General features: G+C 62.6%; 20 protein-coding genes. 11 read left to right on the plus strand and 9 right to left on the minus strand.

Going from position 1 to position 22,614, the window contains the following annotated elements:
- Window positions 1–5: 5 nt before the first annotated feature.
- The 7 genes from gspL to gspF all read left to right on the plus strand — a co-directional run bounded on the left by gspL (window position 6) and on the right by gspF (window position 8,525).
- Window positions 6–1,238 (plus strand): type II secretion system protein GspL, encoded by a 1,233-nt coding sequence (gene gspL / locus B9Z51_RS15655; RefSeq protein WP_108376112.1) that lies wholly within the window; start codon window positions 6–8, stop codon window positions 1,236–1,238.
- Entirely contained in the window at window positions 1,235–1,825 is a 591-nt protein-coding gene (gene gspM, locus B9Z51_RS15660; protein ID WP_108376113.1) for a type II secretion system protein GspM, read from the plus strand. Before gspL ends, gspM begins: the two co-directional genes overlap by 4 nt.
- Complete coding sequence (gspN, locus tag B9Z51_RS15665; protein ID WP_233255003.1) at window positions 1,825–2,721, plus strand: type II secretion system protein N; 897 nt, start codon at window positions 1,825–1,827, stop codon at window positions 2,719–2,721. The genes gspM and gspN overlap by 1 nt, the downstream gene beginning before the upstream one ends.
- 13 nt (window positions 2,722–2,734) lie before the next feature.
- A complete protein-coding gene (gspD, locus tag B9Z51_RS15670; RefSeq protein ID WP_108376348.1) occupies window positions 2,735–4,834 on the plus strand; it encodes a type II secretion system secretin GspD in 2,100 nt (699 codons plus the stop codon).
- Window positions 4,835–4,841: 7 nt separating this feature from the next.
- The gene (locus B9Z51_RS15675) at window positions 4,842–6,248 is read left to right on the plus strand and encodes a GspE/PulE family protein (protein WP_108376115.1); all 1,407 of its coding nucleotides are present in this window, start codon (window positions 4,842–4,844) and stop codon (window positions 6,246–6,248) included.
- Between the two features lie 215 nt (window positions 6,249–6,463).
- On the plus strand, window positions 6,464–7,276 hold the full coding sequence (locus tag B9Z51_RS15680; protein ID WP_146187787.1) for a MipA/OmpV family protein: 813 nt from the start codon (window positions 6,464–6,466) through the stop codon (window positions 7,274–7,276).
- A 13-nt stretch (window positions 7,277–7,289) separates the two neighbouring features.
- Window positions 7,290–8,525, plus strand: coding sequence for a type II secretion system inner membrane protein GspF (gene gspF / locus B9Z51_RS15685; RefSeq protein ID WP_108376117.1), 1,236 nt, complete (start codon window positions 7,290–7,292; stop codon window positions 8,523–8,525).
- A 461-nt stretch (window positions 8,526–8,986) separates the two neighbouring features.
- On the opposite strand, the gene B9Z51_RS15690 is transcribed toward gspF, so the two are convergent.
- The 5 genes from B9Z51_RS15690 to pyrC form a co-directional block, all read right to left on the minus strand.
- Window positions 8,987–9,883 carry a 5'-nucleotidase gene (locus B9Z51_RS15690; protein ID WP_108376118.1) on the minus strand — a complete coding sequence of 299 codons (897 nt, stop codon included), beginning with the start codon at window positions 9,881–9,883 and terminating at the stop codon, window positions 8,987–8,989.
- Window positions 9,884–10,156: 273 nt separating this feature from the next.
- Window positions 10,157–11,035 carry a DMT family transporter gene (locus B9Z51_RS15695; RefSeq protein WP_233255004.1) on the minus strand — a complete coding sequence of 293 codons (879 nt, stop codon included), beginning with the start codon at window positions 11,033–11,035 and terminating at the stop codon, window positions 10,157–10,159.
- Window positions 11,036–11,544: 509 nt separating this feature from the next.
- Window positions 11,545–12,420, minus strand: a complete 876-nt coding sequence (gene htpX, locus B9Z51_RS15700; protein ID WP_108376120.1) for a protease HtpX — start codon at window positions 12,418–12,420, stop codon at window positions 11,545–11,547.
- A gap of 90 nt (window positions 12,421–12,510) precedes the next feature.
- A complete protein-coding gene (locus tag B9Z51_RS15705) occupies window positions 12,511–13,347 on the minus strand; it encodes a DUF3025 domain-containing protein (RefSeq protein WP_369959397.1) in 837 nt (278 codons plus the stop codon).
- Window positions 13,326–14,375, minus strand: coding sequence for a dihydroorotase (gene pyrC, locus B9Z51_RS15710; protein WP_108376121.1), 1,050 nt, complete (start codon window positions 14,373–14,375; stop codon window positions 13,326–13,328). Before pyrC ends, B9Z51_RS15705 begins: the two co-directional genes overlap by 22 nt.
- A gap of 166 nt (window positions 14,376–14,541) precedes the next feature.
- Here pyrC and B9Z51_RS15715 point away from each other — a divergent pair, with 166 nt between their 5' ends.
- The 4 genes from B9Z51_RS15715 to B9Z51_RS15730 all read left to right on the plus strand — a co-directional run bounded on the left by B9Z51_RS15715 (window position 14,542) and on the right by B9Z51_RS15730 (window position 18,666).
- Window positions 14,542–15,525 carry an amino acid ABC transporter substrate-binding protein gene (locus tag B9Z51_RS15715; RefSeq protein ID WP_108376350.1) on the plus strand — a complete coding sequence of 328 codons (984 nt, stop codon included), beginning with the start codon at window positions 14,542–14,544 and terminating at the stop codon, window positions 15,523–15,525.
- Window positions 15,526–15,612: 87 nt separating this feature from the next.
- Window positions 15,613–16,806, plus strand: a complete 1,194-nt coding sequence (locus B9Z51_RS15720) for an amino acid ABC transporter permease (protein ID WP_108376351.1) — start codon at window positions 15,613–15,615, stop codon at window positions 16,804–16,806.
- Window positions 16,806–17,924, plus strand: a complete 1,119-nt coding sequence (locus B9Z51_RS15725; RefSeq protein ID WP_108376122.1) for an amino acid ABC transporter permease — start codon at window positions 16,806–16,808, stop codon at window positions 17,922–17,924. Before B9Z51_RS15720 ends, B9Z51_RS15725 begins: the two co-directional genes overlap by 1 nt.
- A 1-nt stretch (window position 17,925) precedes the next feature.
- Window positions 17,926–18,666 carry an amino acid ABC transporter ATP-binding protein gene (locus tag B9Z51_RS15730; RefSeq protein ID WP_108376123.1) on the plus strand — a complete coding sequence of 247 codons (741 nt, stop codon included), beginning with the start codon at window positions 17,926–17,928 and terminating at the stop codon, window positions 18,664–18,666.
- 652 nt (window positions 18,667–19,318) lie between these two features.
- Here B9Z51_RS15730 and B9Z51_RS15735 read toward each other — a convergent pair.
- The 4 genes from B9Z51_RS15735 to B9Z51_RS15750 form a co-directional block, all read right to left on the minus strand.
- Window positions 19,319–20,056, minus strand: a complete 738-nt coding sequence (locus B9Z51_RS15735) for an amino acid ABC transporter ATP-binding protein (RefSeq protein ID WP_108376124.1) — start codon at window positions 20,054–20,056, stop codon at window positions 19,319–19,321.
- 15 nt (window positions 20,057–20,071) lie between these two features.
- Window positions 20,072–20,740: an amino acid ABC transporter permease gene (locus tag B9Z51_RS15740; RefSeq protein ID WP_108376125.1), complete on the minus strand. Its 669-nt coding sequence runs from the start codon at window positions 20,738–20,740 to the stop codon at window positions 20,072–20,074.
- A 1-nt stretch (window position 20,741) separates the two neighbouring features.
- Complete coding sequence (locus B9Z51_RS15745; protein WP_108376126.1) at window positions 20,742–21,461, minus strand: amino acid ABC transporter permease; 720 nt, start codon at window positions 21,459–21,461, stop codon at window positions 20,742–20,744.
- Window positions 21,462–21,551: 90 nt separating this feature from the next.
- The gene (locus tag B9Z51_RS15750) at window positions 21,552–22,442 is read right to left on the minus strand and encodes a transporter substrate-binding domain-containing protein (RefSeq protein WP_108376127.1); all 891 of its coding nucleotides are present in this window, start codon (window positions 22,440–22,442) and stop codon (window positions 21,552–21,554) included.
- Between the last annotated feature and the right edge of the window lie 172 nt (window positions 22,443–22,614).

Below are 22,614 nucleotides of genomic sequence, written 5' to 3' on the forward strand. Positions count from 1 at the left end.
AGCTCATGCGAACTCTGATCATTCAACTGCCCTTGGGCATGCCTGGCACCACCACGGTGTATGCGCATGCCTTGGTGCAAACCGATGCCCCTGCGGCCTCGTTGAACCTGCAATGGGCGCAAACCGCCTTGCTGCCCCGCGCCGACCGGCAGACCGAAGTCGTGGCCCTGGTGCCCGCCGGGGCTTTGTCTTGGCACCGTGTTTCGCTGCCCGCCGGGCTGCACAAACAGGCGTCGCGACTGCAAGCTGCCCTGCAAGGCCTGCTGGAAGACGCCCTGCTTGACGACCCGGCGCAGATGCACCTGGCCTTGCAAGCCCAATGGAAAACCACCGAGCAGCCCTGGGTGGCCGCCTGTGACCGCGCTTGGCTGAGCGCGCAGCTGCAGGCCCTGGAGTCGGCCGGCATCACGGTGCACCGCATCGTGCCCGAATTTGCCCCCGTGGGCGCGGCGCTGCACATCACGGCCGTTGGCCCGGCCGATGAAGGCTGGCTGTGGCTGCAGCAGGCCGATCGCGGCGTGTGGGGCCTGCCCATGGCCAGTGTGCTGACGGCCCAAGATGTGCTCAGCGACGAAGATCGCGGCAGCGCCAGCTTGAGCGCCGAGCCAAGCGTGGTGAGCTGGGTGAGCGAGCGCCTGGGCCTGAAGGCGCCCATGGTGGCACCCAAGCAGCATTGGCTGCAGGCCTTGGGCACGGACTGGGACTTGGCGCAATTTGAATTTCAGGCCAACGCCCGTGCGCGGCGCCTGAAAAACTGGCAACGCAGCGCCAGCCACCTGTGGCACAGCCGCGACTGGCGCCCGGCCCGCTGGGGCCTGGGCGTGTTGCTGGCCAGCCAGTTGCTGGGGCTCAATGTGTGGGCCTACAAAACACGCGCCGACTGGCAGGCCCAGCAAAGCAGCTGGGCACACATGCTGCGCGAGACCTTCCCCAAAACCCAGGTGGTGGTGGATGCACCTTTGCAAATGACCCGCGAAGTGGCCCGGCTGCGCCAAGGCTCGGGCCAACTGAGCGCGCCCGACCTGGAAACCATGCTCGGCGCCCTGGGGCAAAGCTGGCCTGCGGGCACCGCGGCCCCCACGCAGTTTCAGTTTGAACCTGGCCAGCTGCGCCTGCCTGAGCTGAGCTTGAGCGCCAGCGCGCAACAGGCTCTTGAAAAATCGCTGAGCGCCCAAGGCTATGCCTGGCGTACCGACGGCACGGCCGGGGTCATGAGCACGAAAGAAGCGCAACCATGAGCACCTGGCAAAACCAACTTCAAGCCACCACGGCGCCCCTGCGCGCTTCGCTGCGTGCCGCCTGGGCACAGCGCAGCGCTCGCGAACGCCAGCTGCTCAGCCTGGCAGCCGTAATCTTGGCCCTGGCCGCCGTCTGGCGCATCGCCCTGGCCCCGGCCTTGCAAACCTGGAACGAAGCCCCCGCCCGCCAAGCCGCACTTGACCGCCAAAGCGCCCAGATGCGCCAGCTGCAAGCCCAGGCCCAAAGCCTGAAAAAACCTTCAGCCATCACCCGCGCTGACGCCGTGCAGTGGCTCGAACGCAACCTTGCCGCCTTGGGCGCCGACGCCAAGCTCAGCCTGCAAGGTGAGCGCGCCACCGTGAGCCTGCAAGCGGCCCCCGCCGACGGCCTGACCCGCTGGCTGCAGCAAGCCCGCGAACACGCCCAGGCCTTGCCCGTTCAAGCCCAGTTGCGACAAGTCAGCGAGCCTGCAACGGCCAAGCCTGGCCCAGCATCGCTTGCATCGCCTGCGGCCAAGACCCCCGATGCCCCCGCCCAGAGCAGCGCGGTGCGCTGGAGCGGCACCCTGGTTCTGAGCCTGCCTTGATGCGCCCTGTTGTGATGCAAACCACCCTGCCCCGCTCGGCCCTGAAGCGTCAGGACTTGAAAGCCCTCACCCGGTTCTCAGGTCGGCGCGCAGGCCTGCCCCCGTCCGCTGCCCCGGCGCGCAGCCCTTGGCGCCCAGCCGTCTGGGGCGCCTGCCTGGGCCTGAGCCTGGCGCTGCTCGTGTGGGCGCCCGCACGCTGGCTGGCCTGGGGCCTTGACCAAGCCAGCCAAGGGCAGGTTCAGCTGCACCAAGCGCGGGGCACGGTCTGGCAGGGCTCGGCCCAGCTGGTGCTCAGTGGCGGCGCGGGCAGCCGCGACGCGCAGGCCCTGCCCGGGCGCTTGCAGTGGCACATCACCCCCGGCTGGATGTCCTTGCAACTGCAATTTCTGGCCGACTGCTGCATGCAGCAAAGCGCGAGCGCCCGGCTGCAGGCGGGCCTGTCCACGCTGCAATTGCAGCTGAGCGACCACACCTCGACCTGGCCTGCCGCTTTGCTGTCGGGCCTGGGCGCCCCCTGGAACACCTTGCAAGCGGCCGGACAACTCCAGCTGCGCAGCCAATCGCTGCAGCTGCATTGGGCGGCCGGCCGTTTGCGGCTGCAAGGCCTGGCCGAACTCGACGCGCTGAACATGTCCTCCAAACTCAGCACCTTGCAACCCATGGGCAGTTACCGCATTCAGCTGCGAGGCACGCCCGAAGGCTCGGCCACGCCCGATCTGCAGCTGAGCACCCTGCAAGGCCCCTTGCAACTGCAAGGCCAGGGCCAATGGGTGGGCCAGCGCCTGCGCTTTAGCGGCGAAGCCAGTGCCCAAGCGGGCAGCGAGGCCGCCTTGTCCAATTTGCTCAACATCATCGGCCGCCGTCAGGGCACGCGCAGCCTGCTTTCACTGGGATAAACCCATGCACCACATGCCACCTTTCACCCTCCGCTCACTGTCTGGCTCACTGCACACCCTGTTGACAGCCGCCGCGCTCACCTGGGCTTGCCTGGGCACGCCCGCCGGGGCGCAAACGCCCAAGCCCATCAACCCCAAAGAGCCGGTGACGCTGAACTTTCAAAACGCCGAAATCGACGCCGTGGCCCGCACCTTGGCCACCTTGTCGGGGCACAACGTGGTGGTGGACCCGCGTGTCAAGGGCACGATGACGCTGTCGAGCACCGTGCCCGTGCCCCCGGCGCAGGCGCTGCGCCTGTTTGCCAGCCAGCTGCGCACCCAGGGCTTTGCCGTGGTCGAATCCGCCGGGCTCTACACCGTGCTGCCCGAAGCCGAAGCCAAGCTGCAAAGCGCCAGCGTGTCGGCAGGCGCCGTGCCCGCCAGCAGCGGCCAGATCGTGACGCAAATTTTTCGGCTGAACCACGAAAACGCCAACAACCTGGTGCCGGTGCTGCGCCCGCTGATCAGCCCCAACAACACCATCAACGTGAACCCCGGCACCAACGCGCTGGTGATCACCGACTATGGCGACAACCTGCAGCGCCTGGGCCGCATCATTGCCGCACTCGATGTGTCCAACGCCACCGGGGTCGAGGTGATTCGCCTCAAGCACGGCATCGCCCCGGATGTGGCCACCCTGGTGCAGCGCCTGCTGGATTCGGGCGCCGCAGCGGGCAGCGCAGCAGCTGCCCCGGCCACGCCCGGCCAGGCCGACACCGGCTTCAAAACCACCGTGCTGGCCGAAGTGCGCACCAACAGCCTGATCGTGCGGGCGGCCAACCCGGCGCGCCTGGCGCTCACGCGCAGCCTGATCGAACAACTCGACCAGCCCAACGCCAGCGGCGCCAACGCGGCCAGCGGCAACATCCATGTGGTCTACCTGAAAAACGCCGACGCCACCAAACTGGCCACCACGCTGCGCGCCGCCATCAGCTCCAGCGCCCTGGGCACCAGCGGGGCCGTCAGCAGCACGCCCACCTCGGCTCCGGCGGGCACGCCCGGGGCAGCAGGCACAGGCCTGAGCGCCAGCGCCCAGCCCTCCACTGGCGGCCAAATCCAGGCCGACCCGGCCACCAACGCGCTCATCATCACCGCGCCCGAGCCGCAATACCGCCAGTTGCGCAGCGTCATCGACATGCTCGACCAGCGCCGCGCCCAGGTGTTTGTGGAGAGTTTGATTGCCGAAGTCAGCGCCGACAAGGCCGCCGAGTTTGGCGTGCAGTGGATGAGCGGCACCGGCACCAATGGCAGCGCTGTGGGCTTGCTGGGCACCAACTTTTCTGTGGGGGGCACCAATTTGCTGAGTCTGGCGGCCAATGCGGCCACGGGCAAATACACCGCGTCCACCGGGCTGAATGTGGCCGTGGGGCAGCAGCGCAACGGGGTGTTGGCGCTGGGCGCGCTGGCCCGTTTTCTGCAAAGTGAAGGCGACGCCAATGTGCTGTCCACGCCCAATTTGCTGACCCTGGACAACGAAGAGGCCAAGATCGTCATCGGCCAGAACGTGCCCTTTGTGACCGGCCAGTACACGGCCAACAACAGCAACAGCGGCGCGGTCAACCCCTTCCAAACCATCGAGCGCAAAGACGTGGGCCTGACGCTGCGCGTCAAGCCGCAAATCAGCGAGAGCGGCACGGTGAAGATGCAGATCTTCCAGGAAGTGAGCAGCATCGACAGCAAAAGCTCGTCCACCTCGGGCCTGATCACCAACAAGCGCTCTATCGAGTCGAGCGTGCTGGTGGAAGACGGCTCGATTGTGGTGCTGGGCGGCTTGCTGCAAGACGACACCAGCACCAGCCAGGAAAAAGTGCCCGGCCTGGGGGATTTGCCCTTTTTTGGCAACCTGTTCAAGTCTGAAGCGCGCAGCCGCAAGAAAACCAACCTCATGGTCTTCCTGCGCCCGGTGGTGGTGCGCGACGGCGCGGCCACCGAAGCCCTGTCCATGGGCCGTTACGAACAAATGCGCTTGAACCAGCAAGGCGTGCAACCGGTGGGCACGTCCACCCTGCCCATCTCGGGCGCGGCCGTGCTGCCCGCCTTGCCTGTGCCTGCGCCAGCCACCCAGAAGCCCTGAGCCCGGTATGCGTTACCCCCTGCCCTACGCGTTTGCACGCACGCACCAGCTGCTGCTCGAAGACGACGGCCAAGGCCTGACCCTGTGGCTGTGCCCAAGCAGCGACCGCGCCGCGCTGTCTGAAGTCACGCGCAAGTTCGGCACGTCCGCACTGAACCTGCAGCACAGCACGCTGTCTGAGGTGAGCCGCCTGGTCCACCAGGCCTATTCCGGCGGCCAGGCGCACAGCGGCTCCACAGCGGCGGCCATCGTCAACGAGGTCGAGTCCGAAGCCGACCTCTCGCGCATGATGCAAGACCTCCCCGCCGTGGAAGACCTGCTGGAGGCCAGCGACGACGCGCCCATCATCCGCATGCTCAACGCCTTGCTCACCCAGGCCGCACGCGACGGCGCCAGCGACATCCACATCGAGCCCTATGAACGCCATTCGAGTGTGCGTTTCCGCATCGACGGCACGCTGCGCGAGGTCGTACAACCGAACCGGGCGCTGCACGCTGCACTGATCTCGCGCCTGAAAATCATGGCCGAACTCGACATTGCAGAAAAACGACTCCCGCAAGACGGCCGCATCAGCCTGCGTCTGGGCTCACGCGCCGTGGATGTGCGCGTGTCCACCCTGCCCAGCGCGCATGGCGAGCGCGCCGTGCTGCGACTGCTGGACAAAAGCGAGGCGCGCCTGACGCTCGAAGCGGTAGGCATGCAGGGCCAGGTGCTGGCGCAAATAGACCAGTTGATTAACCAGCCGCACGGCATCTTGCTGGTCACCGGCCCCACCGGTTCGGGCAAAACCACCAGCCTGTATGCCGCCTTGCAGCGGCTGGACGCCACGCGCAACAACATCATGACGGTGGAAGACCCCATCGAATACGAGCTGCCCGGCGTGGGCCAAACCCAGGTGAACGCCAAGATCGACCTGACGTTTGCCAAGGCCCTGCGCGCCATCCTGCGGCAAGACCCGGATGTGATCATGATTGGCGAAATCCGCGACTTTGAAACCGCGCAAATCGCCATTCAGGCGTCCCTGACGGGCCACCTGGTGCTGGCCACGCTGCACACCAACGATGCGACCAGCGCCGTGAACCGCCTGATCGACATGGGGGTGGAGCCGTTTTTGCTCAGCTCGTCGCTCTTGGGCGTGCTGGCTCAGCGTCTGGTGCGCAAGCGCTGCACCGCCTGCCACGGCGCGGGCTGCGACGCCTGCGGCCACACCGGTTATGCCGGGCGCACCGGTATTTTTGAACTGTTGGTGGCCAGTGAAGACATCAAGGCCCAAATCCACAACCGCGCCGCCGAAGCCGATTTACGCGCCACCGCGCTGGCCCAAGGCATGGTGCTCATGCGCGACGACGGCCAGCGCCTGGTGGACGCGAGCATCACCAGCGCCGAAGAACTGCTGCGCGTGACGCGGGACTGATGCAAGGTTTGACCGCCCTCCTGGCTCCAACGTCCCTCCTGGCGTTATTTGCCCCAGCACGCCCGCTGCGCGGTGATGTCCATGAAGACACAGGTGTTTGCAGGCGCTTGCCCTGCAAGCGATGTGCAGCGGTAGCCGCATTTTGTAGGAGCTTGCCCTGCAAGCGATTGCCTGCGCTGCACCTGTGCTCTATCGCCAGCAGGGCTGGCTCCTACATGAATCAGGTCCTGCTTGGCCTGCTGCTGGGCGCCGGGATAGGCGCTTTCGCACAGACACCGGACGCCATGCCACAGGCAGCGCCCTTGCCCGCAACCACAGAACCGGCCCAGCCCCCACCCCCGCCAAGCCGATGGGACTACAGCCTGGGCGCCAAACTGGACATGGGCGATTTGCGACACCCTGGCCACATGCAGCTGCGCCCCACGCTGGGCCTGCGCTATGGGCGCTGGCGGGTCGGGACGGTCGAGGGGGCCAACTGGCACCGCTTTGGCCAAGCCCTGCAAGACAACGCCCTGACCTATGACTGGCTCAAAACCAGCAACTGGCAGACCGGCCTGTCCGCCAGCGTGATCAACCTCGACCAGGACGCTGACTTTGACGCCTTCAAAAGCGGCCGCAAAACCCTGCGCCTGCGGGCCAATCTGGACTACAAGTTTTCACGCCAATGGCTGGCCGGCCTGAGCCTGACGCAAGACGTGCTCGGGCGCGGCGACGGCACCACCGCCTCGCCCACAGTGACTTACATCCAGCCACTGGACGATGACAGCGCCATGCTGCTGAGCGCCTACACCACTTGGGGCAATGCCGCGCACTGGCAAAGCACGGCGGCGCGCTCGCCCGGCTCGGCCCTGCGCCAGGATGCAGGCCTGGGCAACTGGGGCGCGCAAATCACTTACCGCCAACGCTTTACGCAGCGCTGGGCGTTTTATTCGCAACTGAGCGCCAGCCAGTTCATCAACCCCGTGCTGCCCAGCGGCCAAGCGGTCGTTTACGGCGGCCAGCTGGGCGTGATTTATTTCAGCCACTGAAGACCCTTGACCCATGCCCGCCTACCGTTTTGAAGCCCTGCAAGCCGATGGCGCCATGCGCAAGGGCGTGATCGAGGCCGACAGCCAAAAATCTGCCCGCAGCCAACTGCGCGCCCAGTCCCTGGTGCCCTTGAGCGTCGAGGCCATTGCCTCCGGCAGCAGCGCCAGCGGCCCAGATGTGCCCTGGTGGCAGCGCCCGGTGGGCCGTTCGCGCGCCTTCAGCGCCAGCGAACGGGCCGTGTGGACGCGCCAGCTGGCCGGTCTGGTGGGCAGCGGCCTGCCTGTCGAGCGCGCCTTGTCTGCCCTGGCCGATGAAGCCGAAGACGAGAAACAAGGCTTGCTGATGGCCGCCATCCGCGCCGAAGTCAACTCAGGCAGCAGCCTGGGCCGGGCGCTGGGCCTGCACCCGAACGAGTTCCCGGCCATTGACCTGGCCGTGATTGCCGCAGGCGAGCAAAGCGGGCACCTGGCCGATGTGCTCAACCAGCTGGCCAACGACCTGGAAGACCAGCAGCTGCTGCGCGCCAAACTGATGGGCGCCGCGCTGTACCCCGCCATCGTGAGCCTGGTGGCGCTGGCGATTGTGATTTTTCTGGTCACCTCGGTGGTGCCGCAAGTGGCCGGGGTGTTTGCAGGCACCAAGCGCCAGCTGCCCCTGCTGACGGTGGCCATGCTGGCCATCAGCGATGGGGTGCGCCACTGGGGCTGGCTCATGCTGTTGACGCTGGTGCTGACCTTCATGGCTGGCCGCATGGCGCTGCGTCAACCCGCCCTGCGCCTGCGCTTTGACGCCGCTTGGCTGCGCTTGCCCCTCGTCGGACGCCTGGCACGCGGCTACAACAGCGCCCGATTTGCCTCCACCTTGGCCATGCTTACTGCTGCTGGGGTGCCCATCCTCAAGGCCCTGCAGGCAGCGGCCGACACACTGTCCAACCAGGCCTTGCGGGCCGACGCGCTTGAAGCGTTGGTACGTGTGCGAGAAGGCGCGCCCCTGGGCACAGCGTTGGCCCAAAACGCCCGCTTTCCCGGCCTGCTGTCCATGTTTGCCCGACTGGGGGAACAGACCGGCCAACTGCCAGTCATGCTGCAAAGGGCCGCCACGCAGCTGTCGTCTGAAGTGCAACGCCGCGCCATGGCCCTGGCCACCATCCTGGAACCCCTGCTCATCGTGGGCATGGGTGGTTTGGTCATGCTCATCGTGCTGGCGGTGCTGATGCCCATCATGGAAATGAACCAGTTTGTGAAGTAAGGGGCCCACAAAATGTCAGCTCGGCTTCGAAGCCACCCATGTCGGCTCTGTGGCTACCGACCTACAGGGGACAGGGTATTCGCAGGTCGGCGGCTTCAGCCCCGACATGAAGCCTGCGCCGAAGCCAACAATGTCGGAGCTAAAGCTGCCGACCTACAGGGGGACAGGGTATTCGTAGGTCGGCGGCTTCAGCCCCGACATGAAGCCTGCGCCGAGGCCAAGAATGTCGGAGCTAAAGCTACCGACCTACGGGGGACGGGGTATTCGTAGGTCGGTGGCTTCAGCCCCGACAGGTGCCTGCGCCGGAGCCGACAACGTCGGAGCTAAAGCTGCCGACCTACAGGGGACAGGGTATTCGTAGGTCGGCGGCTTCAGCCCCGACAGGTGCCTGCGCCGGAGCCGACAATGTCGGCTCTGTGGCCGCCGACCTTCGGGAAACGCCCATGAGGTGCATGACCGCCTCAAAGGTTCGAGACGCCCGATGCCACATGCCCGGCCGGGACGTGCTTGGCCGCTGACTCGATGTGCCCGGTCTGGTCGTCAAAAAAGAAATCGGGCTCGAATTCGCGCAGGAACTCGCCTTTGGGCAAGCCGCCCAGAAACATGGCTTCATCGACTTCGATGTTCCAGTTCATCAAGGTGCGGATGGCGCGTTCGTGCGCGGGCGCGCTGCGGGCCGTGACCAGCGCCGTGCGAATGCGCATGGCGGGCGTGCCCTCTTGCTGCAGGCGGTGCAAGGCCGCGAGCAAGGGCTTGAAAGGCCCCGCCAGCAAAGGCTGGCTGGCCTTGTCGCGTTCGTGCTGCTGAAAAGCCGACAAGCCCTGGGCTTGAAACACGCGCTCGGCTTCGTCCGAAAACAGCACCGCGTCGCCGTCAAAGGCAATGCGCACTTCGTTCGGATGCCCCTCTGAGGCCAAGGCCGAGTGGGGGTAGACCTGAGCTGCAGGCACACCCGCATCCAATGCTGCGCGGACATCCGACAAGTGGGCCGACAAGAACAGATTGGCATTCAGGGGCTTGAGGTAACGCCAAGGCGGCTGGCCCCGCGTGAAACTGCCGCGCTGAATGGGCAGGCCGTAATGCTGGGCCGAGCGGAACACGCGCATGCCCGAGACCGGGTCATTGCGCGAGAGGATCACCACCTCGACGCGCTGCGCGTCGACGTCGTTGAAGGCCAGCAGCTTGCGCACCAGTGAAAACGCCACGCCCGGTTTGGCGGGCTCTTCCAGGCGATCGAGTTGCAACTTCATGTAGGCCCGGTCATCACCTTGCTCGAAAACGTGGTTTTCTTCTTCAAAGTCGAACAAGGCCCGCGAAGAAATCGCAACCACCAACTGACCTTCCAAGGTGACGGGCATTGTGTTCTCCTGTTGCAGGCCGCGCCGAGCGGCCTTTGAGGGGTGAGTCTAATCAATCGCACCAGCACACAAGATACCGCTCCGACTTTGGGTAGCTTCAGCTCCGACTTCTGTGGCCTGGGTGCAGGCTTCATGTCGGGGCTGAAGCCGCCGACCTACAACATGCCCCCCGTAGGTCGGTAGCTTCAGCTCCGACATTCTTCGCTCCGGCACAGGCCCATGCCGGGGCTGAAGCCGACGACCTGCAAATTACACCTCGCTGCCGTCACGGCTTCAATCCACCACCGCGACAGCTCGTTTGCCTTCCCGGCGGGCGATCCACACTGTGGAACCCAGTATGACCAAGGCGCCCATCCAGGTCGATTGGGTGGGCACATCGCCAAATATGATCCAGCCCAGCAGCGAAGCCCAGACCAAATCCAGAAAACGCAGGGATTGCGTGGCTGAGATGTCGGTCAGCGCAAACGCACGGGTCAAGCAATATTGAGCCAGGCTGCCCAACAAGCCCGCCACTGCAAAACCCAGCCATTGCAGGGGCAGGGGCGTCTGCCAATTCGGCAAGGCCATGGGCAGGCTGAGCACGCTCACCGTGAGGGCTTGCCACAGCACGATGACGCCGGGTTTTTCATAACGTGTGAGTGCCTTGGTGATGAGAAAGGACGCCGCAAACACGGGCGTCGAAGCCAGCATGACCAGGTTGAACCAGCCGCCCGAGCCAGACATCTTGGGCAGGACCACCACCAACACCCCGGAAAAGCCGATCAGGGCCGCGATCCAGCGGTCTTTGTGCATGGGCTCGCCCAGAAACCAGGCGGCACCCAGCATGATGAAAATCGGCCCTGAAAAGCCGATGGCCGTCACATCGGCCAAGTGGATGTGCGGCAAGGCTGTGAACCACAGGCACAGCCCTACCGTGTGCACGCCACCGCGCCAAAATTGGCCCGCCATGTTCACCGGTTTGTAGGCCTGCCAGCCGTGGTGCAACACCCAGGGCACGATCACCAGAAACCCGAACAGGTAGCGCACAAACTGCACTTGGTAGACATCCATGTGCAAGGTCAACTCGCGGGTGATGGCGTTCATCACCGAAAACAGCATGCCACCCAGGACCATCCAGACCATGCCGCGCACGGCCACCGGCCAGGCAGACATGGCGCGCCGACCGCGTCGGTGCGCCAAAGACAGGCGACGGGGGGGCGAAAAAAAGGACTCGCGTGGTTTCATGCAAGTCCCTGGACAAAAAGTGGCTTCACCCTTTCATCATAGGCACGGGCTCAGAAATACCAGTCACTTGGGTTACGCCGGGGTCGGGCATGCCCCATTGAATCCGCAGGTGGGTGGTCATAACCCCTGCATTTTTGTGCTCTGCCCATGCCGCCTGATTTTGGCGTTGGGGGTCAGCTGGCAAATGTCGGACTCTTCGAGTTCCGACCTACGGGGCACCGCCGCAAACTGACCACCAAACCATTCGTAGGTCGGCGGTCGAAGACCCCGACATGAAGATTCATCAACCCGAAGCGCTTGTTTTAAGCGGCGCAGGTTGACCTGGAGATTGTCGGACTCTGCGAGTTCCGACCTACGGGGCTCACTGCATTTTGCAGGTCGGTGGTCGAAAACTCCGACAAATGCAGGGTCGCCGACAACGCTCGTACAGCGTCGATTTATGCACCGCTGTTTTGCAGCGCCGCGATGCGCTCTTCGATGGGTGGGTGGGTGCTGAACAGCTGGCCAATGCCACCCGCAATGCCCATGGCGGCCACGCTCTTGGGCAATTCGGCCGTGTGCACGCCGCCCAGACGGGCCAGGGCGTTGATCATGGGTTGCTTGCGACCCATGAGTTGGGCCGCACCCGCATCGGCGCGAAATTCACGGTGACGGCTGAACCAGGCCACCACAATGGCTGCGGCAAAACCCAAGACGATGTCGAGCACGAGGGTGGTCACCATGTACCCGATGCCGGGGCCACGGTTTTCGTCGTCGTTGCGGCGCAAGAAGCTGTCCACGGCATAGCCAATGACACGCGAGAGGAACACGACAAAGGTGTTCATCACGCCCTGGATCAGGGTCATGGTGACCATGTCGCCATTGGCGATGTGGGCCACTTCGTGCCCGATCACGGCTTCGATTTCTTCGTGCGTCATGTTTTGCAGCAAGCCGGTGGACACGGCCACCAGGGCCGAGTCGCGGAATGCGCCCGTGGCAAAGGCGTTGGGGTCGCCTTCAAAAATGCCGACTTCGGGCATGCCGATGCCAGCTTTGTCGGCCAGCTTGCGCACGGTGTCCACAATCCAGGCTTCGTCGGCGTTCTGGGGCTGAGCGATGACTTTCACGCCCGAGGTCCACTTGGCCATGGGCTTGCTGATCAAGAGCGAGATGATGGCGCCGCCAAAGCCCATGACCAGCGCATAACCGAGCAAGGCGCCCAAATTCAGACCCGAACTCGTCAGGTAACGGTTCACGCCCAGCAGGCTGGCCACAAGGCCCAACACAGCCACCACGGCAACGTTCGTCAAGACAAACAGAAAAATACGTTTCATGTTTCGTTTCACTTTCAACCCGAAAGGCCCGGGCGTAGCATGTCAATCACAGCGCGAATGGTAGGGGCTCAAAGCCCAAAATCAAACGGTTCAAACGATTTCCTGAACGCCATACGGTTTTTCAGTTTGCTGACGAATGCGCCGAAGCCGAAAAACATCGACATCGTCATAGAACCCGGGGTCTTCATTGGCCTGCCACCAGCCTGGCACACCCAAAACGGGCAGCGGGCTGAACGGTTTGCTCGCCAATTTGTGGGGCGTCAGGTCCTGCGCCAGCCAGGCGTCCAGTGCGCAGGCGTCCACCACTTGGGGCACGCGCCACAAATGCACGGTGATCGATTTGTAGGGCTGCACCAGTTTTTCAAGGGCCGCGTGACCAAAGGTCCACAGCCGGGTGTCTGCCCATTGGTTGCGCCGATCAAGCAGCGCCTCACGCCAGCGGTGCGCACGCAGGGCGTCCCACACCGCATCGGAGGTCTGGATCAGCAAGGCATTTTCATCAAAAACTGTGGCAGCATCGCGCACCGGGCCACGCACTTGGCCCACGCCCGCTCGGGCGATTTCTGAAGCCTGCAATTGGTTGAGCCGTTTTTTGGCCAGCGGAAAATGCATCCAGCACAAGGCGTTGAAAAAGTCGTGCAAGCCCTCTCGGGTGGGCACCTGCCCCTTGGCGAAGATGAAGTCCTCGTAGGCTTGACCATCCGGCAAATCGGCTTGCGGCACAAAATCCACAGGGCTCTGGCCCGCCTCGGTCAGCGCCTGAGGCTGGGGGCACCCGGCCTCCACGCGCTGCGCAATGGGCTCGCCCACCGCCCGCCATTGGGCTAGCCAGGGCGCGGTCCAATCAATGTGCGCCAGGCCCAAGGCCGAGGTCGGCTCACACCGGCGTCCCGGCCCCTTCAGGTTCAAACCTTCACCAGGCGCCACGGCAAGCTTTCACCCGAACGCAAAGGCTTGAGTTCGGCCTCGCCAAAGACAAAGCTCTCCGCAGGCATCCAGTTTTCGCGACGCAAGGTGATGGTGCCCTGGTTGCGGGGCAGCCCATAAAAATCAGCGCCGTTGAAGCTGGCAAAGGCTTCGAGCTTGTCCAAGGCCCCCGCTTGGTCAAAGGCTTCGGCGTACATCTCCATGGCGGCATGGGCCGTGTAGCAACCGGCACAACCCGTGGCGTGCTCCTTGAGGTGTGCCGGGTGCGGGGCGCTGTCGGTGCCGAGGAAAAACCGCGGATTGCCAGAAGTGGCGGCTTGGACCAGCGCCAGTCGATGCGTCTCGCGCTTGAGCACGGGCAGGCAGTAGTAATGCGGACGGATACCCCCCATGAAAATGGCGTTGCGGTTGTACAGCAGGTGGTGCGCGGTGAGGGTCGCGCCCAGATTGGCGTCGCCTGCCGCCACGTACTGTGCAGCCTCTTTCGTGGTGATGTGCTCCATCACGATCTTCAGACCCGGAAAGTCCCGGCGCAGCGGAATCAATTGCTGCTCGATGAACACGGCTTCGCGGTCAAACAGGTCGATGTCTGGCGAGGTCACTTCGCCGTGCACCAAGAGAAGCAAGCCTTCGCGTTGCATGGCTTCGAGTACCGGGTAAATCTTGCGCAGATCGGTCACGCCCGCATCGCTGTTGGTGGTGGCCCCTGCCGGGTAGAGCTTGCAGGCCACGACGCCTGCGGCCTTGGCGCGGGCAATTTCTGCCGGGGCCAGCTTGTCGGTCAGGTACAAGGTCATCAAGGGCTCGAACGCAACACCCAGGGGCACGGCAGCCTGGATGCGCGCTTTGTAAGCCAACGCTTGTTCGGCCGTGGTCACGGGCGGCTTGAGGTTGGGCATGATGATGGCGCGACCAAACTGCGCAGCAGTGTGCGGCACGACCACATTCAAGGCGGCGCCGTCGCGCACATGCAGGTGCCAGTCATCGGGGCGGGTGAGGGTGAGTTCTTGGGTCTTGGCTTGAGTCATGGGGCGTATTGTCCCAAATCACGCAGACAGGGCCATGAACACCCAATGGCGCTGTGTGCATTTTTTCATGCACAATGAATTTTTCCATTTGCAAAGGGCCCTCTCCATGAAAGCTGTTCACCCGTTGTTTCGCCATCCTCTGCTGGCTGCCACAGTACTGGCGGCCATGGTCACCACGGCCGCGCCCGCCTGGGCCGGCAAGACGCTGGACGCGATCAAATCGCGTGGCACCCTGAACTGCGGTGTCAACACCGGACTGCCAGGTTTTTCAAGTGCCGACAGCCAGGGCCAATGGACGGGTCTGGATGTGGATGTGTGCAAAGCCATCGCAGCCACCGTGCTGGGCGATGCCAGCAAAGTCAAATGGACGCCTTTGAACGCCAGCCAGCGTTTTGCGGTGCTGCAAGCCGGTGAGGTCGACATCCTGTCGCGCAACACCACCTGGACTTTGAACCGCGACGCTTCGCTGGGCCTGCACTTCACAGGCACCACTTACTATGACGGCCAGGGCTTCATGGTGAGCAAAAAATCCAAAATCACCAGCGCCAAGAGTCTCAAGGGCGCCACCGTGTGCGTGCAGTCGGGCACCACCACCGAAAAAAACCTGAACGACTATTCCAAGGCGAACAAGCTGAGCGTCAAGCCTGTGGTGTTTGACTCTTTCGAGGCCGCCAACAAGGCGTATTTTGCGGGCCGCTGCCAGGCTTACACCACCGACGCCTCAGGCCTGGCCTCGGTGCGCAACAAGGAAGCAGCCAACCCCGACGACCACGTCATCTTGCCCGAGTTGATCTCCAAAGAGCCGCTGGGCCCCAGCGTGCGCCGGGGGGATGACGAGTTCTTTGCCATCGTCAAATGGACGGTGTTTGCCCTGATCGAAGCCGAAGAGTACGGCATCACCCAGGCCAATGTGGACCAGATGAAAAGCAGCACCGACCCGGTGGTGCAGCGCATTCTGGGCACCTCGGAAGACACTGGCAAATTGCTCGGACTGGACAAAGAGTGGGCTTACCGCGCCATCAAGGCGGTGGGCAACTATGGCGAAATGTTCGAGCGCAACGTCGGCCCCAAGTCCACCCTCAAGCTGCCGCGCGGTCTGAACAACCAGTGGAACAAGGGCGGCCTGATGTACGCGCCGCCTGTGCGTTGATCGGCACCCTGGTGTTTTCTGAGCCAGACAAACACTGAAACTCTTGAAAGGACATCGGCCCGCCTCCGTGCGGGCCGATGCACGATGATGATCCCCCCTGCCCCGCCACCTGCCCCCCCATCACGCGCCTGGTCATGGCGCAGCCAGGCCTTTCGGGGTGTGGTCTACCAAATCATCACCTTGCTGCTGTTGGTGCTGGCCATCAGCTATCTGCTGTCCAACACCTTTGCCAACATGCGCCTGCGCGGCATCCAGAGCGGCTTCGATGTCTTGCTGCAACCGGCTGGCTTTGCCATTGGTGAGAGCCTGTTCGAATTCGACTCGTCGCAGCCCTACTGGGTGGCTTACCTGGTGGGTCTGTCCAACACATTGCGGGTGGCCTTGGCGGGCATCGTGCTGGCCACCTTGCTCGGCACGCTGATCGGCATCGGCCGCTTGTCACGCAACATGCTGGTGCGCGGGCTGTGCGCTGTGCACGTTGAAGTCACGCGCAACGTGCCCTTGCTGCTGCAATTGTTCATGTGGTATTTCGCCATGACCGAATTGCTGCCCACCATCGAGGAACCACTCAAGCCACTGGCAAACGTTTTTTTGAGCAAGAACGGTCTGCAATACCCTCTGCCCGAATGGTCTGCAGGCCATTGGGGCACGGTTGCGGGCGGGCTGGCTGGCGCGCTGGCGTGGCGGGCTTGGGTGCGCAGGTCGATGTGGCAATTTGAATCCACGGGCCAATACCACCCAGCCCGAACGCACCTGATGGGCCTGGCGTTGATGCTCGCCATCACGGCGCTGGGTTGGCTGGTCGGCGGCGCGCCGGGCGAGCTCAGCATCCCAGAAGCCACCGAAATCAGCGTGGTGGGCGGTGGCTCAGTCACCCCCGAATACCTGACCTTGCTGATCGGCCTGACGGTTTACACATCGGGCTACATTGCCGAAGTGGTGCGCTCTGGCATCCAGTCTGTGGCCTATGGCCAGCACGAAGCAGCGGTGGCGCTGGGCTTGTCGCGCTCGGCCGAATTGCGGCTGGTGCAGTTGCCCCAAGCCTTGCGCGTCATCATTCCCCCGCTGACCAGCCAATACCTGAACCTGATCAAAAACTCCTCGCTGGCCGTGGCCGTGGGTTACCCCGATCTGGTGTCGATTGGCACCACATCGCTCAACCAGACGGGACGCGCCATCGAATGCATTGCGGTGGTGATGCTGTGTTACCTGACACTCAGTTTGCTGACTTCAGCGGCCATGAATGTCTACAACCGCCGCGTGCGCATTCAGGACCGCTGATGAATCACGCCGACTTCACGCCGATCTCGACCCCCATTGCGCCGCGCCTGCCGCCCGCTGCCCAGGTGGGCCTGCTGCCCTGGTTGCGCCGCCGTTTCTTCGATGGCTGGGCCAACAGCCTGCTCACTTTGCTGGTGCTGGCCTTGCTGGCTTGGGCCTTGCCCCCTGTGCTCAACTGGGCGTTGTTCAACGCGGTCATTCAGCCTGACAACACCGCATGCCGCGCAGCCCAGGGTGTGGGCGCCTGCTGGGGTGTGGTGAGCGAAAAGGGCCGCCTCATCCTGTTTGGCCGCTACCCGTATGAAGAACAATGGCGCCCGCTGATCGCTTCGCTCTTGCTGATGGCGCTGCTGGTGCTCAGCTGCCTGCGGGCCTTCTGGCGCCCGGCGCTGGTGCTGGCCTGGGTGGGGGTGTATGCGCTGGTTTACGGGCTCATGAAGGGCGGCGTGGCGGGCCTGACCCTGGTGGACACCGAGCGCTGGGGCGGTCTGCCCCTGACGCTTTTGCTGTCCAGCGTGAGCCTGGTGGTGGCCTTTCCGCTGGCGATTTTGCTGGCCTTGGGCAGGCAGTCTCAGCTGCCCGCCATCCGCACGCTGTGCGTGATCTTCATCGAATTTGTGCGCGGCGTGCCGCTGATTTCGGTGCTGTTCATGGCTTCTTTCATCTTGCCGTTGTTCATGCCGCAAGGCACCAAGATCGACGTGCTGGTGCGCGTGCTGATCGGCATGACGCTGTTCACCGCCGCCTACCTGGCCGAAGTGATTCGCGGGGGCTTGCAAGCCCTGCCCAAAGGCCAGATCGAAGCTGCCCAATCGCTGGGTTTGGGCTACTGGCAAATCCAGCGCAAGATCGCCTTGCCGCAGGCGCTGCGCCTGGTGGTGCCCGCCATCGTGAACACCTTCATTGGCGCGTTCAAGGACACCTCGCTGGTGACCATTGTGAGTTTGTACGACCTGACGGGCGCCGTGCAGCTGGCCTTGGGTGACGCCGACTGGCGCAAATTCTTCATTGAGGGCCAGCTGTTTGTGGCGGCCATTTATTTCATCGCCTGTTTCGCCATGTCGCGCTACAGCCAGTGGCTCGAAGGCCACCTCAACACCGGCACCCGGAGACAGTGACATGAGCACACCCATCATCGAATTTTCCAAGGTCAACAAATGGTTTGGTGACTTCCATGTGCTGCGAGACATCGACCTGTCGGTGGCGCGCGGCGAACGCATCGTGGTCTGCGGGCCATCGGGCTCTGGAAAATCCACACTGATCCGCTGCATCAACCGGCTTGAAGCCCACCAGACCGGTCGCCTGGCTGTGGACGGTGTCGCGCTCAGCGATGACGTGCAGGCCATCGAATCGGTGCGCCGCCAAGTGGGCATGGTGTTCCAGCAGTTCAATCTGTTCCCGCACCTGACCGTGCTGGAGAACCTGACCCTGGCCCCCATGTGGGTGGGCAAGGTGCCCAAGGCCGAAGCCGAAGAACGCGCCATGCAACAACTGCAACGCGTGCGCATTGCCGAGCAGGCGCACAAGTACCCGCTGCAACTGTCGGGCGGTCAACAGCAACGCGTGGCGATTGCCCGTGCGCTGTGCCTGACGCCCAAGATCATGCTGTTCGACGAGCCCACCTCGGCGCTCGACCCCGAGATGATCAACGAAGTGCTGGACGTGATGGTGGAAATGGCAGGCCAAGGCATCACCATGGTGTGTGTGACCCACGAAATGGGCTTTGCCCGCCAGGTGGCCGACCGCGTGATCTTCATGGACCAGGGCCAGATCGTCGAACAAAACACCGCCGCCGCGTTTTTTGACCACCCGCAGCACGAACGCACGCAGGATTTTTTATCGAAGATATTGGCGCATTGAGCAATGCATGTCGGACTCTGCGAGTACCGACCTACAGGAGGCGTTTGCAGGTCGGCGGCTTCAGCCTCGACATGAGGCTTGCGCCGAAACAGTTTTTGTAGGTCGGTGGTCGAAGACCCCGACATGTGCGCTCACCGACACCGCGCCCATCAGGCGCTACCTGCCAACCAACCCATGTCGGACTCTGCGAGTACCGACCTACAGGCGGTATTTGCAGGTCGGCGGCTTCAACCCCAACGATAGGTCTGTGCCGAAGCAGTTCTTGTAGGTCGGTGGTCGAAGACCCCGACATGTGCGTTCACCGACACCGCCCCCATCAGGCGCTACCTGCCAACCAACCAACGTCGGACTCTGCGAGTACCGACCTACAGGAGGCGTTTGCAGGTCGGCGGCTTCAGCCTCGACATGAGGCTTGCGCCGAAACAGTTTTTGTAGGTCGGTGGTCGAAGACCCCGACATGTGCGCTCACCGACACCGCGCCCATCAGGCGCTACCTGCCAACCAACCCATGTCGGACTCTGCGAGTACCGACCTACAGGAGGCGTTTTCAGGTCGGCGGCTTCAGCCCCGACGTGAGGCCTGTGCCGAAACAGTTTTTGTAGGTCGGTGGTCGAAGACCCCGACAAGTCTTCGCCAGACAACAAGAACCAAATCAGTGCTGCAGGATCTTGTTCAAGAAGTCCTTGGTGCGAGTTTGACGGTTTTCGGGGTGGTTGAAGAACTCGTCTTTCGAACAGTCTTCCAGAATGCGGCCGCCCACATCAATGAAGATCACACGGTTAGCCACTTTGCGGGCAAAGCCCATTTCGTGCGTGACCACCATCATGGTCATGCCTTCGTGGGCCAGTTGCACCATCACATCCAGCACCTCGCCCACCATCTCGGGATCGAGTGCCGAAGTCGGTTCGTCAAACAGCATCACCATCGGGTCCATCGACAAGGCGCGGGCAATGGCCACACGCTGCTGCTGACCGCCCGAGAGCTGGCCCGGGAACTTGTCCTTGTGGGCCAACAAGCCCACGCGGTCGAGCATCTTGAGACCCCGGACCTTGGCATCGTCCAGGTTGCGACCCAGCACCTTGACCTGGGCAATCGTCAGGTTTTCAGTGACCGAGAGGTGCGGAAACAGCTCAAAGCTCTGGAACACCATGCCCACACGCGAACGCAGCTTGGGCAGGTCGGTGCTCGGGTCGTGCAAGGGCACGCCATCGACGGTGATCTCGCCTTTCTGGAAAGGCTCCAGTGCATTGACGGTCTTGATGAGGGTGGACTTGCCCGAGCCCGAGGGGCCGCACACCACCACCACATCGCCTTTGTTGATGCTCACCGAGCAGTCGTTGAGCACCTGCACCGGGCCATACCACTTGGACACATTTTTGATTTCAATCATTTCATTTCCCCAATTTCAGCGCACGATGGCAATCTTGGCCTGCAGGCGTTTGACGCTCCAGGACAGTGCAAAACAAATCACGAAATAAACCAGCGCCGCAAAGATATAGGCCTCTTCCGAGCGACCATAAATTTTGCCCGCATTGGTGAAGCCCTTGAGCAGGTCGTAAGCACCGATGGCATACACCAGCGAGGTGTCCTGGAACAAGATGATGGTCTGCGTCAGCAGCACCGGCAGCATGTTGCGAAACGCTTGCGGCAAGATCACCAGGCACATGTTCTGGCCGTACGTCATGCCCAAAGCCTGCCCCGCAAAAACTTGTCCACGCGGGATCGACTGGATACCCGCACGCATGATCTCGCTGAAGTAAGCCGCTTCAAACGCCACAAAGGTGATGATGGCTGACCATTCGGCCCCGATCGGGCGACCGATCACAAAGGGCATCAGCAGGTAAAACCACAGGATCACCATGACCAAGGGCACTGAACGCATGCCGTTGACATAGAAGGTGGCAGGTGCTGCCAGCGCCTTGGAACCAGACAAGCGCATCAGCGCCAGCAAGGTGCCAAAGAATACGCCGCCAATGGTGGCCGTGATGGTCAGCTGCACACTGAACAGCAAACCGCCCCAGACGAACTTGCGCAAGACTTCCAGATCGAAGTATGAAAAATCAAGTCCCAACATCTCAGTGCCCTCCCGTTCCACCCGAGACAATGAAGCCGGGGACACGCATTTTCTTTTCGATCAGTGCAAACACACGGTTCACCGCAAAGGCCGACACGGCATACAGCGCCGTCACCGCCAAATAGACCTCAATGCCGCGAGAGGTCTCTTCCTGGGCCTGCATGGCGAACATGGTGAGTTCGGCAATCGACACCGCAAACGCCACGGAAGAGTTCTTCAGCAGGTTCATCGACTCACTGGTCAGTGGCGGCAAGATGATGCGAAACGCCATGGGCAAAATCACATAGCGGTAAGACTGCGCCGTGGTAAAGCCCATGGCCATGGCCGCATAGCGCTGCCCCTTGGGCAAGGCCTGAATGCCCGCACGGAATTGTTCGGCAATCCGCGCCGAGGTGAAAAAGCCCAGACCAAACACCACCAGCAAAAAGCCGGGTACTTGCTGGAAAGCAGGAAACATTTTGGGCACCACGAAGTACCACAGGAAAATCTGCACCAGCAGCGGGATGTTGCGAAACAACTCCACCCAGGCATTGGCCAAAGCCGACACCACCGGCCTGCCAGGCAAGGTGCGCAAGGTGCCGACCACCGCACCCACGACCATCGCCACCAGCCAGGAGCTGCCCGCGACCGCCAGCGTCCAGCGCCAGGCTTCCAGCATCCACTCCAGATAGGTGCGGCCACTGCCGTCATCGGTCATAAAGACCTGCCAATCCCATGTCATGTTTGAACTTTCTATGAAGTAAAAGGCATTGCCCAAAAAGAAACCCCGCCCAAGTGATCCCCGGCGGGGTTTGCTCAGCGCGCTGAAGGTTTACTTCTTGGCGTAGTCTTCAGCAGGCTTGTCGTTGGGATTGGCCCAAGCGGCTTTGGTGCTCTCGCTCAAAGCCAGACCGACCTTGACGTTCTTGGGCGGGATGGGTTGCAGGAACCACTTGTCCCACAGTTTGGCCATGTCACCGCTCTTGATCAAATCACGCACGGTGTCGTCAGCCAGTTTCTTGAACGCGGCATCGTCCTTGCGGATCATGATGGCGATGGGTTCCACCGACAACACTTCGCCCACGATCTTGAAGTCAGCGGGGTTCTTGGCGTTGGCGATGTTGCCCGCCAGGATGGAGCCGTCCATCACGAATGCATCGGCGCGGCCGGAGTCGAGCAGCAAGAAGCTGTCAGCGTGGTCCTTGCCAAAGACTTCCTTGAAGTCGATGCCGTTGGCGCGCTCATGCTTGCGCAGCAATTGCACAGACGTGGTGCCGGTGGTGGTGGCCACGTTGCGGTCTTTCAATTGCGCAATGGAAGTGATGCCCGAATTGGCCTTGACGGCAATGCGCACTTCTTCCACGTAGGTGGTGTTCACGAAAGCCACATCCTTTTGACGTGCCACGTTGTTCGTGGTGGAGCCGCACTCGATGTCCACCGTGCCGTTTTGCACCAGAGGGATGCGGTTTTGCGAAGTCACGGACTGGAATTTCACGTCCAGTTTTTTGCCCACGGCTTTTTCGACGTTGCCAATGATGCGTTGGCAGATTTCGTAATGGAAACCAGCGTACTTGCCGTCGCCCAAGGTGTAAGACAGTGCACCTGAGGAGTCGCGCACGCCCATGGTGATGGCACCCGATGCCTTGACTTTATCAAGGGTGTCCGCATTTGCCGCGACACAAGCCAGGGCGGCTACAGCGACAGCCAACAATTGTTTTTTCATGAAGTTCTCCTAAAAGTCGAAAAAATTCGCCATGGGCGAGAGTTAAACCATGCATCTTATGCACACAGCCATACATCATCATGGCATGACCTAAGCCCGATTGGACATGTGATCCGCACAAAATATGCCTGAATTGAAAAATGAATACTGTAGTCAGTTTAAAGTCAGAAAA

This window comes from Limnohabitans sp. T6-5 (assembly GCF_003063315.1).
Classification (GTDB): domain Bacteria; phylum Pseudomonadota; class Gammaproteobacteria; order Burkholderiales; family Burkholderiaceae_C; genus Limnohabitans_A.

Bases quoted from the DNA above. Each gene is read 5' to 3' on its own strand.
- gspL (WP_108376112.1), top strand. From the start codon at position 6: ATGCGAACTCTGATCATTCAACTGCCCTTGGGCATGCCTGGCACCACC.
- gspM (WP_108376113.1), top strand. From the start codon at position 1,235: ATGAGCACCTGGCAAAACCAACTTCAAGCCACCACGGCGCCCCTGCGC.
- gspN (WP_233255003.1), top strand. From the start codon at position 1,825: ATGCGCCCTGTTGTGATGCAAACCACCCTGCCCCGCTCGGCCCTGAAG.
- gspD (WP_108376348.1), top strand. From the start codon at position 2,735: ATGCCACCTTTCACCCTCCGCTCACTGTCTGGCTCACTGCACACCCTG.
- B9Z51_RS15675 (WP_108376115.1), top strand. From the start codon at position 4,842: ATGCGTTACCCCCTGCCCTACGCGTTTGCACGCACGCACCAGCTGCTG.
- B9Z51_RS15680 (WP_146187787.1), top strand. From the start codon at position 6,464: ATGAATCAGGTCCTGCTTGGCCTGCTGCTGGGCGCCGGGATAGGCGCT.
- gspF (WP_108376117.1), top strand. From the start codon at position 7,290: ATGCCCGCCTACCGTTTTGAAGCCCTGCAAGCCGATGGCGCCATGCGC.
- B9Z51_RS15690 (WP_108376118.1), bottom strand. From the start codon at position 9,883: ATGCCCGTCACCTTGGAAGGTCAGTTGGTGGTTGCGATTTCTTCGCGG.
- B9Z51_RS15695 (WP_233255004.1), bottom strand. From the start codon at position 11,035: ATGTCTGCCTGGCCGGTGGCCGTGCGCGGCATGGTCTGGATGGTCCTG.
- htpX (WP_108376120.1), bottom strand. From the start codon at position 12,420: ATGAAACGTATTTTTCTGTTTGTCTTGACGAACGTTGCCGTGGTGGCT.
- pyrC (WP_108376121.1), bottom strand. From the start codon at position 14,375: ATGACTCAAGCCAAGACCCAAGAACTCACCCTCACCCGCCCCGATGAC.
- B9Z51_RS15715 (WP_108376350.1), top strand. From the start codon at position 14,542: ATGGTCACCACGGCCGCGCCCGCCTGGGCCGGCAAGACGCTGGACGCG.
- B9Z51_RS15720 (WP_108376351.1), top strand. From the start codon at position 15,613: ATGATCCCCCCTGCCCCGCCACCTGCCCCCCCATCACGCGCCTGGTCA.
- B9Z51_RS15725 (WP_108376122.1), top strand. From the start codon at position 16,806: ATGAATCACGCCGACTTCACGCCGATCTCGACCCCCATTGCGCCGCGC.
- B9Z51_RS15730 (WP_108376123.1), top strand. From the start codon at position 17,926: ATGAGCACACCCATCATCGAATTTTCCAAGGTCAACAAATGGTTTGGT.
- B9Z51_RS15735 (WP_108376124.1), bottom strand. From the start codon at position 20,056: ATGATTGAAATCAAAAATGTGTCCAAGTGGTATGGCCCGGTGCAGGTG.
- B9Z51_RS15740 (WP_108376125.1), bottom strand. From the start codon at position 20,740: ATGTTGGGACTTGATTTTTCATACTTCGATCTGGAAGTCTTGCGCAAG.
- B9Z51_RS15745 (WP_108376126.1), bottom strand. From the start codon at position 21,461: ATGACATGGGATTGGCAGGTCTTTATGACCGATGACGGCAGTGGCCGC.
- B9Z51_RS15750 (WP_108376127.1), bottom strand. From the start codon at position 22,442: ATGAAAAAACAATTGTTGGCTGTCGCTGTAGCCGCCCTGGCTTGTGTC.